The 15892-nt window shown below is 71.7% G+C and carries 13 protein-coding genes; 7 read left to right on the top strand and 6 right to left on the bottom strand.

All coding sequences use genetic code 11. The features are described from left to right. The first annotated feature begins 34 nt into the window (after nucleotides 1-34). Nucleotides 35-1675 carry an alkaline phosphatase D family protein gene (locus ACWF62_RS15835; protein ID WP_378506254.1) on the top strand — a complete coding sequence of 547 codons (1641 nt, stop codon included), beginning with the start codon at nucleotides 35-37 and terminating at the stop codon, nucleotides 1673-1675. A gap of 23 nt (nucleotides 1676-1698) precedes the next feature. Beyond that, a complete protein-coding gene (locus ACWF62_RS15830; protein WP_378506401.1) occupies nucleotides 1699-2988 on the top strand; it encodes an alkaline phosphatase family protein in 1290 nt (429 codons plus the stop codon). Between the two features lie 57 nt (nucleotides 2989-3045). Here ACWF62_RS15830 and ACWF62_RS15825 read toward each other — a convergent pair whose 3' ends face one another. Together ACWF62_RS15825 and aspS are read right to left on the bottom strand one after the other, a co-directional pair. Further along, nucleotides 3046-4278 carry a phosphotransferase family protein gene (locus ACWF62_RS15825; protein ID WP_378506253.1) on the bottom strand — a complete coding sequence of 411 codons (1233 nt, stop codon included), beginning with the start codon at nucleotides 4276-4278 and terminating at the stop codon, nucleotides 3046-3048. A 167-nt stretch (nucleotides 4279-4445) separates the two neighbouring features. After that, complete coding sequence (aspS, locus tag ACWF62_RS15820) at nucleotides 4446-6218, bottom strand: aspartate--tRNA ligase (protein ID WP_378506252.1); 1773 nt, start codon at nucleotides 6216-6218, stop codon at nucleotides 4446-4448. A 162-nt stretch (nucleotides 6219-6380) separates the two neighbouring features. Here aspS and ypfJ point away from each other — a divergent pair, with 162 nt between their 5' ends. Then, a complete protein-coding gene (gene ypfJ / locus ACWF62_RS15815) occupies nucleotides 6381-7319 on the top strand; it encodes a KPN_02809 family neutral zinc metallopeptidase (protein ID WP_378506251.1) in 939 nt (312 codons plus the stop codon). A gap of 9 nt (nucleotides 7320-7328) precedes the next feature. Here the strand turns inward: ypfJ and helR are convergent, their stop codons facing one another. The 4 genes from helR to ACWF62_RS15795 all read right to left on the bottom strand — a co-directional run bounded on the left by helR (nucleotide 7329) and on the right by ACWF62_RS15795 (nucleotide 12199). Continuing rightward, nucleotides 7329-9554 carry an RNA polymerase recycling motor ATPase HelR gene (helR, locus tag ACWF62_RS15810; protein ID WP_378506250.1) on the bottom strand — a complete coding sequence of 742 codons (2226 nt, stop codon included), beginning with the start codon at nucleotides 9552-9554 and terminating at the stop codon, nucleotides 7329-7331. A gap of 133 nt (nucleotides 9555-9687) precedes the next feature. Continuing rightward, nucleotides 9688-10776, bottom strand: a complete 1089-nt coding sequence (locus ACWF62_RS15805) for an AI-2E family transporter (RefSeq protein ID WP_378506249.1) — start codon at nucleotides 10774-10776, stop codon at nucleotides 9688-9690. A gap of 53 nt (nucleotides 10777-10829) precedes the next feature. Beyond that, nucleotides 10830-11867 (bottom strand): Rv2578c family radical SAM protein, encoded by a 1038-nt coding sequence (locus ACWF62_RS15800; RefSeq protein WP_378506248.1) that lies wholly within the window; start codon nucleotides 11865-11867, stop codon nucleotides 10830-10832. A 65-nt stretch (nucleotides 11868-11932) separates the two neighbouring features. After that, nucleotides 11933-12199: a DUF1876 domain-containing protein gene (locus ACWF62_RS15795; protein ID WP_378506247.1), complete on the bottom strand. Its 267-nt coding sequence runs from the start codon at nucleotides 12197-12199 to the stop codon at nucleotides 11933-11935. 111 nt (nucleotides 12200-12310) lie between these two features. Here ACWF62_RS15795 and ACWF62_RS15790 point away from each other — a divergent pair, with 111 nt between their 5' ends. The 4 genes from ACWF62_RS15790 to ACWF62_RS15775 all read left to right on the top strand — a co-directional run bounded on the left by ACWF62_RS15790 (nucleotide 12311) and on the right by ACWF62_RS15775 (nucleotide 15869). Beyond that, nucleotides 12311-12757 (top strand): HIT family protein, encoded by a 447-nt coding sequence (locus tag ACWF62_RS15790; RefSeq protein ID WP_378506246.1) that lies wholly within the window; start codon nucleotides 12311-12313, stop codon nucleotides 12755-12757. 87 nt (nucleotides 12758-12844) lie between these two features. Continuing rightward, complete coding sequence (locus tag ACWF62_RS15785) at nucleotides 12845-14689, top strand: HNH endonuclease signature motif containing protein (RefSeq protein ID WP_378506245.1); 1845 nt, start codon at nucleotides 12845-12847, stop codon at nucleotides 14687-14689. A gap of 77 nt (nucleotides 14690-14766) precedes the next feature. Further along, nucleotides 14767-15378 (top strand): DJ-1/PfpI family protein, encoded by a 612-nt coding sequence (locus ACWF62_RS15780; RefSeq protein ID WP_378506244.1) that lies wholly within the window; start codon nucleotides 14767-14769, stop codon nucleotides 15376-15378. Beyond that, entirely contained in the window at nucleotides 15375-15869 is a 495-nt protein-coding gene (locus ACWF62_RS15775; RefSeq protein WP_378506243.1) for a MarR family winged helix-turn-helix transcriptional regulator, read from the top strand. Before ACWF62_RS15780 ends, ACWF62_RS15775 begins: the two co-directional genes overlap by 4 nt. Nucleotides 15870-15892 lie beyond the last annotated feature (23 nt).

Below are 15892 nucleotides of genomic sequence, written 5' to 3'. Positions count from 1 at the left end.
TGAACACTCGTCCAGTTTCGGTTGTCATGCAGGCATGTCCACCGACGACTCGCCCCGCCTCACCCGCCGCACCGTGTTGCTGGGTTCGACCCTCGCGGCGGGCGCCGCCGTGCTCGCGGCCCGGACCGCGACCGCCACCGAGCCGGGCACGGCATTCGCCAACGGGGTCGCATCCGGGGATCCGCTGCCCGACCGGGTGATCATCTGGACGCGCATCACCCCGACCCCGGACGCCACCCCCGGATCCGGCGCGGGGGCGCCGACCCGGGTGCGCTGGGAGGTCGCGACCGACCCCGGATTCGCCGCCGTGGTCCGGGCGGGCGCCGTCACCGCGACCGCCGACACCGACCACACCGTGAAGGTGGACGTGACGGGCCTCGCACCCGCGACGACCTACCACTACCGGTTCACCGCACCCGACGGCCAGCGGTCCCGCCCCGGCCGCACCCGCACCGCACCGCACGTGGACGCCGACGTCGCCCGCCTGCGGTTCGGGGTGGTGTCCTGCTCGAACTGGGAGGCCGGGTACTTCGCCGCATACCGGCATCTCGCCGCCCGCGACGACCTCGACGCGATCGTCCACCTCGGCGACTACCTCTACGAGTACGGGCGCGGCGAGTACGGCGCCCGCGGCGGCCCGGTCCGACTGCACGACCCGGCGCACGAGATCGTGACGCTCGCCGACTACCGAATCCGGCACGCGCAGTACAAGACCGACCCGGACCTGCAGGCCCTGCACGCCAGGCAACCGTTCATCGTCACCTGGGACGACCACGAGACCGCCGACAACGCCTGGCGGGACGGCGCCGAGAACCACACCCCCGGGCTCGAGGGCGCCTGGGCGCGACGGTACGCCGACGGCAGGCGCGCCTACCTGGAATGGATGCCGCTCCGCGTGACCCGCCCCGACCAGCCGCTGTACCGGCGGTTGCGGTTCGGCCGGTTGGCGGAACTGTCGATGCTGGACCTGCGCAGTCACCGCTCCGAGCAGGTGTCGGCCGCCTCGGCCGCGGTCGACGCGACCGACCGGACGATCACCGGCGCGCGCCAACTCGACTGGCTGACCGCGGGCATCGTCACCGCGCCGACCCGATGGCGGCTGGTCGGCAATCCCGTGATGATCGCGCCGATCCTGTTGCCGCCCCTGGATGTTCGCACGACGGAGGCGCTCACCCGTGCGGTCGGCGTGCCCCGGGCCGGGCTGTCGTACAACGCCGACCAGTGGGACGGCTACACCAGCGACCGGCGCCGTCTCTTCGACGCGATCGCCGCGGCCGCCGCCCCGAACACCGTCTTCCTCACCGGCGACATCCACTCGTCGTGGGCGGCGGAACTGCCCCTCGACGCCGCGCAGCAGCCCGCGGGCGGCACCGTGGGCACCGAGTTCGTCGTCCCGTCGGTGACCTCCCCCAACATCGACGACCTGCTCGGCGTCCCATCCCGCTCGGCCTCCCCGGCGGTCGAGGCCGCGCTGCGGGCGACGAACCGTCACCTGCGGCACGTCGAACTGGACTCGCACGGGTTCGGGGTGTTCGAGGTGACCGCCGACCGCGCCCAGATGGACTGGTGGTATCTGACCGACCCGACCGATCCGGCGGCGGGCGCCCGGGTCGGCGCGAGCCTCGCGGTCGCGGACGGCAGCCAGCGACTCTCCCCCGCCACCCCGCTGCCGTGACCGCCGCGAACGACGAGGTGACCGTGCACCCCACCCACACCCACCGCACCAACCCGTCCGGGCCGTCCCGGCGCACCGTCCTCGCCGGCGCGGCCGCCCTGACCGGGCTCACCGTGCTGGGCACCGCCCCCGCCCGCGCGACGGCGGCAGGCAGGCGGGCCGCCGCCCCGGACGCGGACGTGTACGTCCTGGTGGTCGACGGGATGCGTCCCGACGAGCTGACGCCGGACCGCACCCCGGCCCTCACCGCGCTGGCCGAGTCCGGCGTCCGGTTCCCGAACGCGTCGGCGATCACCGTGGCCGAGACCCTGCCCAATCACGCGGCGATGATGACCGGGGTGCTCCCGAACCGGAACGGGGTGCCCGCCAACACGATCCACGACCGCGCCGAGGGCGGCACCCGCGAACTGGATCGGCCGGGTGACCTGCTGGCGCCGACGATGCTCGACCGGGTGCGCGCCGAGCGCGGGTGGGTGACGGCGTCGGTGCTGTCGAAACGCTATCTGCATGGCCTGTTCGGCGGGCGGGCATCGGTGGCGTGGGATCCGGTGCCGCAGATCCCGGGAACCGAGCACGCCCCGGACCTGTTCACCACGACGGCGCTGACGCAGATCGTCGCCGAGCATTCCCCGCGGCTGACGTTCGTCAACCTGGGCGACGTGGACCGGGTCGGGCACCTCGACCTGTCCGGGCCGTCGCTGCGGCTGGCCAGGACGCAGTCACTGCGCGGCACCGACGAACTGGTGCGCCGGTTCACCGCGTTCCTGCACGAGTCCGGGCGGTGGGACCGCAGTGTGCTGATCGTGCTCGCCGACCATTCAATGGACTGGTCGGTGCCGACCAGGCTGGTCGGCCTGACCGCGCCATTGGCCGCGGATCCGCTGCTCCGGGGTCGGGTGCGGATCGCGCAGAACGGCGGCGCCGACCTGGTCTACTTCACCGGCGGCGACGACGAGCGGGCCGCCGCGATCACCCGGATCCGGCGGATCGCCGCCGCGGTCGAGGGTGTCGAGTCGGCGTGGGCGGTCGCAGACACCGCGCTCGGGGACCGCGCTGGGGACGTCGCGGTGTTCTGCCTGCCCGGGTGGCGGTTCAGCGACCCAACCCCGATGTCCAACCCGATCCCCGGCAACCACGGGCACGCCGCGACGCTGCCGATCCCGTTCTTCGTCGCCGGTGGTCACCGCGTTGTCGGGCCGCCGCGGATCGACCGGATCCCGGTGCGGACGGTCGACGTGGCACCGACCGTCGCGGCGCTGTTCGGCATGTCCGCCCCGGCGGGCGGCTGGGACGGGGCGGCGCGGATCGGGTGATCCGGGTCGCGTCCCGTCGGCTCAGGTCCAGGCGCTGGCTCAGGTCCAAGCGCTGGCTCAGGTCCAGACGTCGGCGAGCCGGTCGGCGACGTCCCTGGCATGGTCGGCGACGACCGCGACCTGCGCGTGCTCGGCGAACTCGCCGAGCGCGCGCCACCGCGCGGTCAGCGCCTTGGAGCGCGGCGCCGACAGCTGGTGTTCGCGCACCGCGGCGATCCGGGCGTGGTCCTCCGGGAGGAACCAGTAGGTGGACAGCCACACCCACACCAGCTGAGCCTCGAGGAGCCGGGCGTACAGGGTCCGATCGTCGGCGAGGTGCGGCCACATGCCGACAACCTCGGCCCGCCAGGCCTCGACCATCGCCAGCGAGCGCTGCGTGGACAGCTCGAAGCTGCACAGGCAGCCGGGGAAGGAGATGAGCGCGTAGGCGAGGTCGAGGGTGGCGTCCCGGAAGCCACCCCACTCGTAGTCGAGGAATCGGACACCCTCGTCGTTGACGATGATGTTGTCCGGGCACAGGTCGGACGGGCTGAACGCGCGGTGCCGTCCGCCGTCGAACAGGGCGGTCGCGCGCTGCGCCATCTCGATCACCTCCGACGCAGGCGCGGCGCCGAGGTCCCGGTCGAGCATGCCGGGCAGCTTCGGAATCGTCGTCGCGACCTGACCGGACACCGCGTTCCCGAGGTGCGCGACACCGGAGCGGCGCAGCAGCGCGGCGAAGTCCTCCTCCCGACCGACGGTGGCGGCGTGCATGCGCCCCAGCGACTGGGCAAGGGCCATCAGGGAATTGGTGACCGCCGCCTCGTCCTGGCGGACGAGGAGCCGAGCCAGCGGGTCGGCGTCACCGAGGTCGGTGAGGATCAGCAACCGCGCGGACAGGTCGTACGCGATCAGCGAGGGACCGGGACGGCTGTCCGTCGCGAGCGCGGTGGCGAACTGGTAGGAGACGGCCTCCCGCAGGAACGCGGTCTCGGCCACCTCCCCGCCTGCCGCTCCGCCGCGGCCGAGCAGGTCGCCCTCGAACGTGCCGTCCCCGGCGGTGCCGCCCGGGTACCCGGCGACACTGCGGGCGTGCGCGACCTCGGACAGTTCCCGGACCTGCTTGATCACCAGGGTGCGGGGCAGCGAGAACGGGTTCGCCGCGCACCGAACGCGGAGGACGACGGTGCGGCCACTGCCCCCGAGATCGACGGGATCGACGAGGGTCACCGGCGCGCCGGTGCGGCGCTCGAGCAGCCGTTCGGCGGCGGCAACCACTTCGGATACTGGATCAGCCAAGAGTGCGGTCATAGCGCCCAACAACCTACCTGCCCGAGGTGACATCGCGGGGGCACTCCGCGCGGCGGGGAAGGGTGGTTCCCGGACTGCTCCCGAGCCGACCAGCGACAACGGACCGATCCGTCCGTTGCGTAACGAAACGGTCACGGCCCGCGCCGGTGCGGCCCGGGAGCGGCAGGTCAGGCCTCGTCCGGCTCCGGCGTGAAGTCGATACCCGACTCCGTGCGCTGCAGTTCGGTGATCGGGGCAGGCGCCTCGGTGAGCGGGTCGACGCCGCCGCCGGACTTCGGGAACGCGATCACCTCACGGATCGAGTCCATCCCGGCGAGCAGCGCGGTGATCCGGTCCCAGCCGAACGCGATGCCGCCGTGCGGCGGGGCGCCAAACGCGAAGGCGTCGAGCAGGAAGCCGAACTTCTCCTCCGCCTCCTCGTGCGAGATACCCATCACCTTGAAGACGCGTTCCTGAATGTCCTTGCGGTGGATGCGGATCGACCCGCCGCCGATCTCATTGCCGTTGCAGACGATGTCGTAGGCGTAGGCCAGCGCCGAGCCGGGGTCGGTGTCGAAGGAGTCGATCGACTCCGGCTTCGGCGAGGTGAACGCGTGATGCACGGCGGTCCAGGCGCTGTAGCCGAGGGCAACGTCGCCGCCCGCGACGGCGTCGGAGGTGGGCTCGAACAGCGGCGCGTCGACGATCCACACGAACGCCCACTCGTTCGGGTCGATCAGGTCCTGCTTGCGGGCGATCTCGCCGCGGGCGGCGCCGAGCAGTCCCCGCATCGCCTTGGTGGCGCCTGCCGCGAAGAAGATGCAGTCGCCGGGCTGCGCGCCGACGTGCGCGGCGAGGCCCGCACGCTCGGCGTCGGTGAGGTTCTTCGCGACCGGACCGGTCAGCTCCCCGTCCTCGCCGATGAGCACGTAGGCCAGCCCCTTGGCGCCGCGCTGCTTCGCCCACTCCTGCCAGGCATCGAGCTGGCGCCGCGGCTGGCTCGCGCCGCCGGGCATCACCACCGCGCCGACATACTCGGCCTGGAACACCCGGAAGGTGGTGTCGGAGAAGAACTCCATGCACTCGACGAGTTCGATGCCGAACCGCAGGTCCGGCTTGTCGGAGCCGTAGCGGCGCATCGCCTCGGCGTAGGTCATCCGGGCGATCGGGGTGGTGATCTCGTGCCCGATCAGCTTCCACAGGTTGGTCAGGATCTCCTCCGCGAGGAGGATCACGTCGTCCTGGTTGACGAAGCTCATCTCGATGTCGAGCTGGGTGAACTCCGGCTGCCGGTCGGCGCGGAAGTCCTCGTCGCGGTAGCAGCGCGCGATCTGGTAGTACCGCTCGATGCCGCCGACCATCAGCAGCTGCTTGAACAGCTGCGGCGACTGCGGCAGCGCGTAGAAGTTGCCCGGCTGCAGGCGGGCGGGAACCAGGAAGTCGCGCGCACCCTCCGGGGTGGACCGGGTCAGGGTCGGGGTCTCGACCTCCACGAACTGGTGGTGGGCGAGCACCTCGCGGGCCGCCGCATTGACCTTCGACCGCAGCCGGATCGCGTGGGCCGGGCCCTCGCGACGCAGGTCCAGGTAGCGGTGCTTGAGGCGGGCCTCCTCGCCGGGCTGGTCGTCGAGCTGGAACGGCAGCGGGGCGCTCTCGTTGAGGACCTCGAGCTGCGTCGCATTGACCTCGATCGCGCCGGTCGGGATCTCGAAGTTCTGGTTGCCCTCGGGCCGGACCTCGACGGCACCGGTGACCTTCACGCAGTACTCGGCGCGCAGCCGGTGCGCCTGCTCGAGCACGTCATCGCTGCGGAAGACCACCTGCGCGACGCCGGACGCGTCCCGCAGGTCGATGAAGATGACGCCGCCGTGGTCGCGCCGCCGCGCTACCCAGCCGGTGAGGGTGACGGTCTGATCGGCCTGCTCGGCTCGCAACGAGCCGGCGAGATGGGTGCGCAGCACGGGGTTCCTTTCACGCGTCCAGCACGAGATGTCTGGGAGTGGTTGCCCTGTGATCCTACGGAGGTCCCGATCCGAAGACACAATGCGGCGGACCATCACGACCAGCAGCCTTCGTGCCAAGCTGATGCGCACGGATCGGACGCGGAGAGCGAGGGGTGGACGATGACCTTCAACGAGGGCGCGCGGATGGACGGTGGCCGGGTGCGGGTCGGCGGGGGCGGCGGCGGGCGCCGCGGCCCCGGCGGCAAGGTCGCGCTCGGCGGCGGTCTCGGCGGCATCGTGGTGCTGGTGCTGGCCCTGCTGCTCGGCGGCGACCCCGCAAGCCTGCTCGGCGGCGGGCAGTCCGGCACCGAACCGCAGCCCGGCGCCGCGGGCGGCACCCTGGAGAACTGCGAGACCGGCGCCGACGCCAACCGCGACGTGAACTGCCGCGTCGCGTTCACCGCAGCGAGCCTGGACTCGGTGTGGGGCGCGGAGCTCGAGGAGCAGACCGGGACCCGATACGTCGAGCCGGGCATCACCCTGTTCTCCGGCGCGATCAACACCGGCTGCGGCAACGCGACCAGCGACGTCGGGCCGTTCTACTGCCCGGCCGACTCGACCGGCTACTTCGACACCAGCTTCTTCCAGCTGCTCGTCGACCAATACGGCTCGTCGGGCGGACCCCTCGCGCAGGAGTACGTGGTCGCGCACGAGGTGGGCCACCACATCCAGAACCAGCTCGGCGACATCGGACGCGCCCAGGCCGACCCCCGCGGACCCGAGTCCGGCGCGGTGCGCACCGAGCTGCAGGCCGACTGCTACGCCGGGATCTGGGCGCACTACGCCGACAACCAGGCCGGCCCCGACGGCGGAGCACCGTTCCTGGAGCCGTTGAGCAAGAACGACATCCGGGATGCACTGTCCGCCGCGTCCTCGGTCGGCGACGACCGGATCCAGCGGGCGGCGACCGGCCGGGTGAACCCCGAGGGCTGGACCCACGGGTCCGCCGAACAGCGGCAGAAGTGGTTCCTCACCGGCTACCAGACCGGCCAGGTGTCGGACTGCAACACCTACGCCGCCCGCGACCTCGACAACCCGTCCGCGCTGACGGGCAGCTGACGAACGGCGCTACCGGGCGCCGCCGTCGACGCCGTGCGGGCCGTCACCGGTGAGCCCGGCCAGCGCCCGCGGCAGCGGGGCGCGGTGCAGGACGCCGAGCCGTTGGGTCGCTCGGGTGAGGGCGACGTACAGATCGGCCGCACCGCGGGGGCCGTCGGCGAGGATCCGTTCCGGAAGGACGACCAGCACCGCGTCGAACTCAAGACCCTTCGTCTGCGACGGCGGCACCGCACCGGGGACGCCGTCCGGCCCGATGACCACGCTCGTCCCCGCCCTTCCCGACTCGGCACGGACGAACTCGTCGATGGCGACCCCGAGGTCACCGTCCCCGTCGACCCGCCTGGCCCACGGCCGGACCCCGCACGCGCGCACCGATTCCGGCGGCACGACATCGGGCGCGAACTCACCGAGCAGCGCGCCCGCGACCGCCATGATCTCGGCCGGGGTGCGGTAGTTGACCGACAGCGGCCGGTACACCCACCGGCCCGGCACATATCGGTCGAACAGCGCGGCCCAGGACGACGCCCCGGCCGCCGATCGCCGTTGCGCCAGGTCGCCGACGACCGTGAACGACCGGCTCGGGCAGCGCCGCATCAGTACCCGCCAGTCCATCTCCGAGAGCTCCTGCGCCTCGTCGACCACCACGTGCCGGTAGGTCCAGTCCCGATCCGCCGCAGCGCGGTCCGCGAGGTCCCTGGTGTCCCGTTCGACGAAACGGTCCGCCAACTCTCCCGCGTCGAGCAGGTCGGTCGCAAACAGGTGATCGTCGTCGTCCATGTGGTCGGCGCGACCGACCATCAGATCGAGCACCCCCGCCGCGTAGGTCGCCGCCGCGTCGGCTTCGGCCCTCCGGCGCCGGTCGGCGGCCCGCTCCGCGGCCGGGTCGGTCCCGAGCAGGTCGACCAATTCGTCGAGCAGCGGCACGTCCGACACCGTCCAGGCGTCGCCTTCCTCCCGCAGCAACACCGGGTCCGCTCCCGCGGCAGCGAGCCGGCTCGGTGACGAATACAGCTGCGCCAGCAGTGTTTCCGGCGCGAGCATCGGCCACAGTTCGTCGAGCGCCGCGGTGAAGGCGGCGTGCTCCGCCAGCTCGGCGCGCAGGTCCGCGCGCAGCTGCTCCCATGCCTCACGGTCGGTCCGGCTCAGCCAGCCGCGACCGATCCGCCCGATCGCCCGCTCGGTGAGCACGTACGTGACGATGTCGGTGAAGATTGCGCGGGCGGCGTTGTGCGGCAGGCCGCTTCCCCGCGCCTCCTCCCTGGCCCACGCCGCGGTCTCGGCGTCGATGCGCACCGTCACGTCGGCGAGGTCGAGCGTCACGGGATCCTCCGGCAGTCGCTGCCGGTCGGCGATCGCCGCCGCGAGCACGTCCAGCATCCGCAGCGATCCCTTGATCCGGGCCGTCTCGGGCGGATCCACCGCGGTGACGTGCAGGCCCGGAACCAGGTCGCCGGTGGTCGTGAACACGACGTCGGTCTCCCCCAGCGACGGCAGCACCCGGTCGATGTGGGTCAGGAACGCCCGATTCGGCCCGACGACGAGGACGCCGTGGCGGGCGATCTGCTCCCGCTGCGTGTACAGCAGGTAGGCGACGCGGTGCAGGGCGACCACCGTCTTCCCGGTGCCGGGTCCGCCCTCGATGACGAGCACGCCGGGATGCTCGAGCCGGATGATCCGGTCCTGCTCGGCCTGGATCGTCGCCACGATGTCCCGCATGCCGTCGCCGCGGGGCGCGTTCACCGCCGCGAGCAGCGCATCATCGCCCGCCGCGTCGCCGTCCGGACTGCCGAGCACCTCGTCGGTGTACCCGACCACCGCACGGCCGCGTCCGTGGAACTGCCTGCGCCGCCGCATGCCCTCCGGGTGCGCACCGGTGGCGGTGTAGAAGGCACGCGACGCGGGCGCCCGCCAGTCGAGCAGCAGCGGTTCGCGATCGTTCGCGTCGTCGAGGAGGCCGATGCGGCCGATGTACGACCGCTCCCCGGAGATCGCGTCCAGCCGGCCGAAGCAGAGCCCGCTGTCGGCGACGTTCAGGCGCGCCACCTCGGCTGCCAACGTCCGCACCGCAACGTCGCGCTCGACCAGGGTGCCGCCGTTCTCGGCGTCGACCGGGCTGCGCAGCGCGGCGCCGTGCCGTTGCTGCACCCGGGCCCGCTCCGCGTCCAGCCGCGCGTGCAATCCCGCAACGTAGTCCTGCTCGGACCGGAGTTCGTCCTCGTACCCGTGCTGTGACATGCGCCCCCTCGGCGTCGAGAAGTCCGCTGGTTGCGGCTTCGGCGGACGATTCTGCGCCGCACCCCGGGCCTTGCGGCAAGCCCCCGGGTGCGCTATAGGTTGAAGGTGGAAGCAGTCGTCCCCACGCTCGGCGTCAGGTCGAATCCGCGCCGTCCGGCCGCTCATGAACGAGTTCGTAACGGCGCCCGTAGGTTTCGACGATCGCCTGGATGACGGCGACCACTGGGACCGACACCAGCGCGCCGACGGCGCCGAACAGCGACGCCCCGACGATCACCGAGCCGAAGGCCACTGCCGGATGGATCGACACCGTCCTCGACGTGATCCGGGGATGCAGGAGGTAGTTCTCCACCTGCTGGTACGCGGTCCCGAACACCACCACCCACACCCCGTCCATCGGCTGCTGGGCCGCCGCGATGATCGCGGGCAACGCGATCGCCAGGTAGGTGCCGAGGGTCGGGATGAACTGGGAGACGACCCCCGTCCAGATCGCCAACGGCAGCCAGTAGGGCACCCCGATCAGCATCAGGAAGATCCCGGTGGCGACCGTGCTGACGGCGGCAAGGATCAGCCGCGACACCACGTAGCCGCCCGCCTTGTCGACCGAGATCGACCACACCGTGGAGATGATCTCCTGCTGCCGCGCCGGGAACCAACTGGAGATGGTCCGCCTCAGTTGCGGGCCCTCCGCGGACATGTAGAACACGAACAGCAGCAGAGTCAGTCCCTGGAACACGACGCCGACCAGCGACGACACCACCCCGAGGACGCTGGGGGTGTACTTCTGGGCGAGGTCCCGGACCGTCTCCGGGGTGATCTTGATCAGATCCTTGCCGGTCGCGAAGTCGGTTCCGAACGTGCGGTTGGCCCAGTCGGTCACCCGAGACAGCGCGTCGGGCAGCGCGGTCAGTAGCTGCGCCAACTGTTCAGCGAGGAGGGCACCGAAGACCGCGACGAATCCGATCGCGAACAGGATCACCGCGACCAGCACGATGCCGGTGCCCGCGCCGCGCCGCAGCCCCTTCCGTTCGAACCAGTCGACGACCGGTTCGATGGTGACGCTCGCGAGCCACGCCAGGAACAGCAGACCGAGGAATCCGCGCAGATTGTGGAACAGCCAGCCCGACATCTGATAGGCGGCGATCGCGAGGAGAACGTAGACGATCGCGAGCCGGAGCCAGCGGAGATTCGCCCGCCGACCCGCCGCACGGTCCTCGCTCATCGCACCCTCCGCCGTCGGATGGTTCGTGCCGGTGTCCGGAATCTACCCCGCGCTCAGAACAGTGTCAGCGCCTGCGCGCCAGCGCCGACCGGTTCCGGTGGCTGCGCGGCAGGCGCCGGCGGACGCGGGGCCGCGCCACCGAGTCCGTACCGCTCGACGAGGGGCGTCACCCGGTCTCGCAGCCATGCCCGATACTCGGGGGTGACGGTGGCGCCGCGCCCGTAGAGCTGCCGGTATCGGCGGATCAGCGCCGGATGGTGGTCGGCCACCCAGTTCAGGAACCACCCGCGAGTGCTGCCCCTCAGGTGCATCGGGATGACCGTGACACCGGTCGCGCCTGCCTCCGCGATCGCACCGAGCAGGCCGTCCAGGTGCGTGGTCGAGTCGGTGAGATACGGCATGACCGGCGCGACCATGACCGTGCAGTCGAAGCCCGCATCGGTGATCGCCCGGATCAGGTCGAGCCGGGCCCGCGGCGACGGGGTGCCCGGTTCGATCGCCCGCTGCAGGTCCGCGTCGCCGATTGCCAGCGACACCGCGAGTGAGGCCGGGACCTGACGGGCTGCGAGGGTGAGCAGTGGCAGGTCGCGCCGCAGCAGGGTGCCCTTGGTGAGGATCGAGAACGGTGTCCCCGACTCAGCGAGCGCGGTGATGACGCCGGGCATCAGCCGGTAGCGGCCCTCGGCGCGCTGGTAGGGGTCAGTATTGGTGCCGAGCGCGACCGGTTCCCCCTTCCAGGATCGGCGCGCGAGTTCGCGGCGCAGCACCGCGGCGACGTTGACCTTGACGACCAGCTGGGTGTCGAAGTCCGCACCCGCGTCGAGGTCGAGGTACTCGTGGGTCGGCCGGGCGAAGCAGTAGCGACACGCATGGGTGCAGCCGCGAAAGGTGTTGACGGTGAACCGGAACGGCAGTGGCGACCCGTCCGGCACCCGGTTCAGCGCGGACTTGCACAGGACCTCATGGAAGGTGACGCCGTCAAACTCGGGGGTCTGCACGCTGCGCACCAGCCCGGCCCGCGCCAGACCGGGGAGGGCGCCGTCCTCGACGTCCGATTCGACGGCCTCCAGCGTCTGTCCCTGCCACCGCATGACCCATAGTCGAACATTCGTTCTAGGTCGAGTCAAGCCTGGCAGGGAATTCGCTTCCCGGGCAGCTACGCGTACAGCAGCGCCTTCCGGTGGGTGATGCTCTCGATGTCGGCCGCGGTCGCATCGATCAGCTGATGCGACAGGTCCGCAAGCGCACGCGCGGTCGCGAGCTCGTCACCGATCGCGGGCACGTCGCGGTCGGCCGGGTTGAGCCGGGCCAAGCCGACGCCGACCAGGTCCGGCCTCCCCTCCGCGTGCAGCCGCGCCTTCGCGCGCGTCCGTCCGTCGTGCTCGTCGATCTCCATGGTCACCGACCACGTCTTCGCATCCATGATGGTCGCCTCCTCAACTCCCTCCCTCAACGATGGCAGCAGCGGGCAGCCACGTCGAGTGCCGGCCGGCGAGTAGCCACAGCCACCATCTCCGGGGCGCAGGATGGACCCATGATCACCGATCCGCCGGGGGCGCGAACAGCGCCGGGCGACTGCCTGTTCTGCGGGATCGCCGACGGCCGAATCGACGCGCACATCGTCCACCGGGACGCGGACACGGTGGCGTTCCTCGACCACAGGCCGGTATTCGCGGGCCACGTCCTGCTGGTGCCGCGCACCCACGTCCCGGTGCTGGCCGATCTGCCCGCCGACCTGATTTCGCCGGTGTTCACCGCCGCACAACGGCTGTCCGCGGCAATGGTCGCTGGCCTGGGCGCACAGGGATCGTTCGTCGCGATCAACAACACGGTGTCGCAGTCGGTGCCGCACCTGCACGTGCACATCGTGCCCCGCACCACGGGGGACGGCCTGCGCGGCTTCTTCTGGCCCCGAACGAGATATGTCGACCATGCCGAGGCGAGCGCCGTCGCGGACCGGATCAGAAGGGCACTCAGCTGACCACCATCGAGGGCGGCAGCGGGGCCACATGGTACGGCTGGCGAAGCAGCCTCGACCCGAGGCGCACCTCCCGCTACACTCGTACGCATGTTCGATTCGGGGGATTCGACACAGCGAGACTCGACACCGCGGGACGACGCGACACCGCGAGACTCGGCACCGGCGTCGGGGGTTCTGGCCGGCGTTCCCGAGGTCGAGTGGTCGGCGGTACTCCGCGAGCAGCACGCGGCGATCGCGCGGGCACAGTTCCTCGAGGTCGACGCCGTCGCCACCGTCTACCTGGCGCGGTGCGCGGCCGATGCGAAGCGGGGCTGCAATGACGCATTCCAGGGCGAGTTCGCCGCCGCGGAGGTCGGCCTGGTCTATCGGTGGACCGAGCCGACCGCGCACCGGGTGATCGGCCTCGGCGTCGACCTGCGTTGGCGACTGCACGCCACCTCAGCCGCATTCGCAGCGGGAGCCATCGACCAGGCCCGCGCGCAGACCATCTCCGACGCCCTCACCAACGTCTCCCTGGACCGGGTGGACCACATCGAGCGACTACTCCTCGATGGGTCGGACACCCTGAACACCACGAAGCTGCGGGCCAAGGCGCGCCGCCTGATCGCCCGCCACGATCCCGATGCGGCAACACGCCGCAGGCAGCAGGCCGAGGCCGATCGCGACATCCGGTTCCACGCCAATGAGGACGGGACGTGCACCGTCGACGGCACCCTCCCCGGCCCCGCCGGGCAGATCATCGCAATGCGACTGCGGTCGATGTGCTTCGACGTCTGCGCCGACGATCCCCGCAGCTTCGCGCAGCGCCGCGCCGACGCCCTACTCGCCCTCGCCACCGACAGTCCGTACCTAGACTGCCGCTGCGGCCGCACCGACTGCACCGCCGCCGGCCGAACGAGCAGCGAGTGCACCACACCGACGCATCACGCCGCAGCACCGTCGTTCACGGCGCGGCCGCTGCCCCCGACCACCGTCCATGTCGGCGTGAACCTGACCACCCTCCTCAGCCTCGACGATCTCCCCGGGTATCTGGCCGGGCACGGCTGGATCGACGCGGACCTCGCACGCGAGCTGTCCGCCGACGGCACCTGGCGGCGGGTCCTCACCCTGACCGACGCCGACCGCGAGGCGATCCTCGACGCCCTCTGCGGACACACCGGGACCGAACCGACGCCGGAACCCGCACCCGACCGCGGCGAGCCATTCCACCCGCCGGACACCCCTGCGCCCGAACCGGTTTCCGATGATGCCTGGCTCGCCCGCCGCCGCGCGGGCAGCCTCCCGCACGGTGCCGTCGTCGGGATCGGGCGCGCCCTGCGCGCCGCCGGAATCACCCCGACCGCGATTCGCGAACGCACCGCGCACCGCCGCGAGCAGCTGACCTATCGCCCCTCGGCGCGCCTCGCCGAGATCGTGCGGACCCGCGACGGCACCTGCCGGTTCCCCGGCTGCAGCGCCCGCGCCGCTACCTGCGACCTCGACCACACCGTCCCCTTCGACCATGCCGACCCCGGGCGCGGCGGCCGCACCGTCGAGCAGAACCTCGCCTGCCTGTGCCGGCGCCACCACCGCCTCAAGACGAGCGGACTCTGGACGGTTCGACAACTTGGCGGCGGCCGGCTCGAATGGACCGCCCCGACCGGGGAATTCGCGACCACGGACCCCGCGGGCGCCTTCAGCGACGACACCGCGACCGTGGGCGCCGCCGACCGCAACCTCGCCGAGTCGTACGGCCTGACCCTCACCGACCCGCTCACCCTCGACCGACTCTTCGACCCGCACCACGGCCGCGGGGTGGAGGCCGACCTCCGCTACGTCATCGACGCCCACCCGCGACCCGGCCCGTCCGTCGTCGTCCCGGCGACGCCGATCGAGGTCGACCTCACGGACCCGACCCGGCCCACCGCCCGCGAGGAGCCGGCACCGTTCTGACCCGACCAGCACCCAACACCCAACACCCAACACCCAACACTATTGACAACGCCTTGTCATATTGACAGTCTGTTGTCATGACTGACACCGTGCACGTCGCCCTCTACGACACGTTCGTCGACTGGGAGATCGGCTACGCCATCGACCACATCAACAATCCGGAATGGCAGAAGACCCCCGGCCGGTACGCCGTCGCCACCGTCGGCGCGACCACCGCACCGGTGACCTCCACCGGCGGCCTGCGGATGCTGCCCGACACCACCCTCGACGACCTCGACCCGCGCGGCAGCGCGATGCTGATCCTCGCGGGCAACAACATCTGGAACACCGACACGTTCACGCCGTTCGCGGAGAAGGCGGGCGAGTTCCTGCGGGCGGGCGTCCCCGTCGCGGCGATCTGCGGCGCAACGGGCGGCCTCGCCCTCGCCGGACTCCTCGACGAGCACGCCCACACCAGCAACGCGGCCGAATTCCTCGACGGCGTCGGCTACGCGGGCGGATCCCGCTACCGGGACGAACCCGCGGTCACCGACCGCGACCTGATCACCGCGTCGGGCACCGCACCGGTCCACTTCGCGCGGGAGATCTTCCGCCGCCTCGACCTGTACGAGCCCGACGTGCTCGACGCCTGGTTCGCCCTATACGGCCTGCGCGACCCGGCAGGCTTCTACGCGCTGGCCAACCGGTGACTGAGCTCCCCCACCAACAGCTCCTCAGTGGCCTCGCGCTGGCGTCGTTCCGCCTCAACGGGCAGTTCCTTGCCGTCGCCGAGGACCTGACGCGACCGGTCGGCCTCACCGCCGCCTGGTGGCAGGTCCTCGGCGCGGTACTGCCGCGGCCCCAGCCGGTGGCCGACATCGCCCGCGACATGGGCATCACCCGCCAGGCGGTGCAGCGGATCGCGAACCTGCTCGTGGACCGCGGTCTCGCCGAGTACCGGCCAAACCCGGCCCATCGCCGCGCCAAACTGGTGGCGGCCACCGAGGAGGGCCGCCGGGCGGTGCGCCGGATCGACCCGGCACACCGCGCATTCGCGCGGCGGCTGACGCGGGAGCTCGACCCGGACGAGCTGGCTAGCACACTCCAGGCAATGCACCGGCTGTCCGCGGTGCTCGACCGGCTCGCCGCGCCCGACGCGGTGGCGGACACGGCGGGACGGTCACCCGATTATGAGGCGTGAGCCGTGATGATGTAGCCGACACA

This window comes from Rhodococcus sp. NPDC054953, from assembly GCF_053609225.1.
The sequence above is the reverse complement of the archived record's forward strand: the minus strand, read 5'-3'. Positions and strand labels throughout refer to the sequence as shown.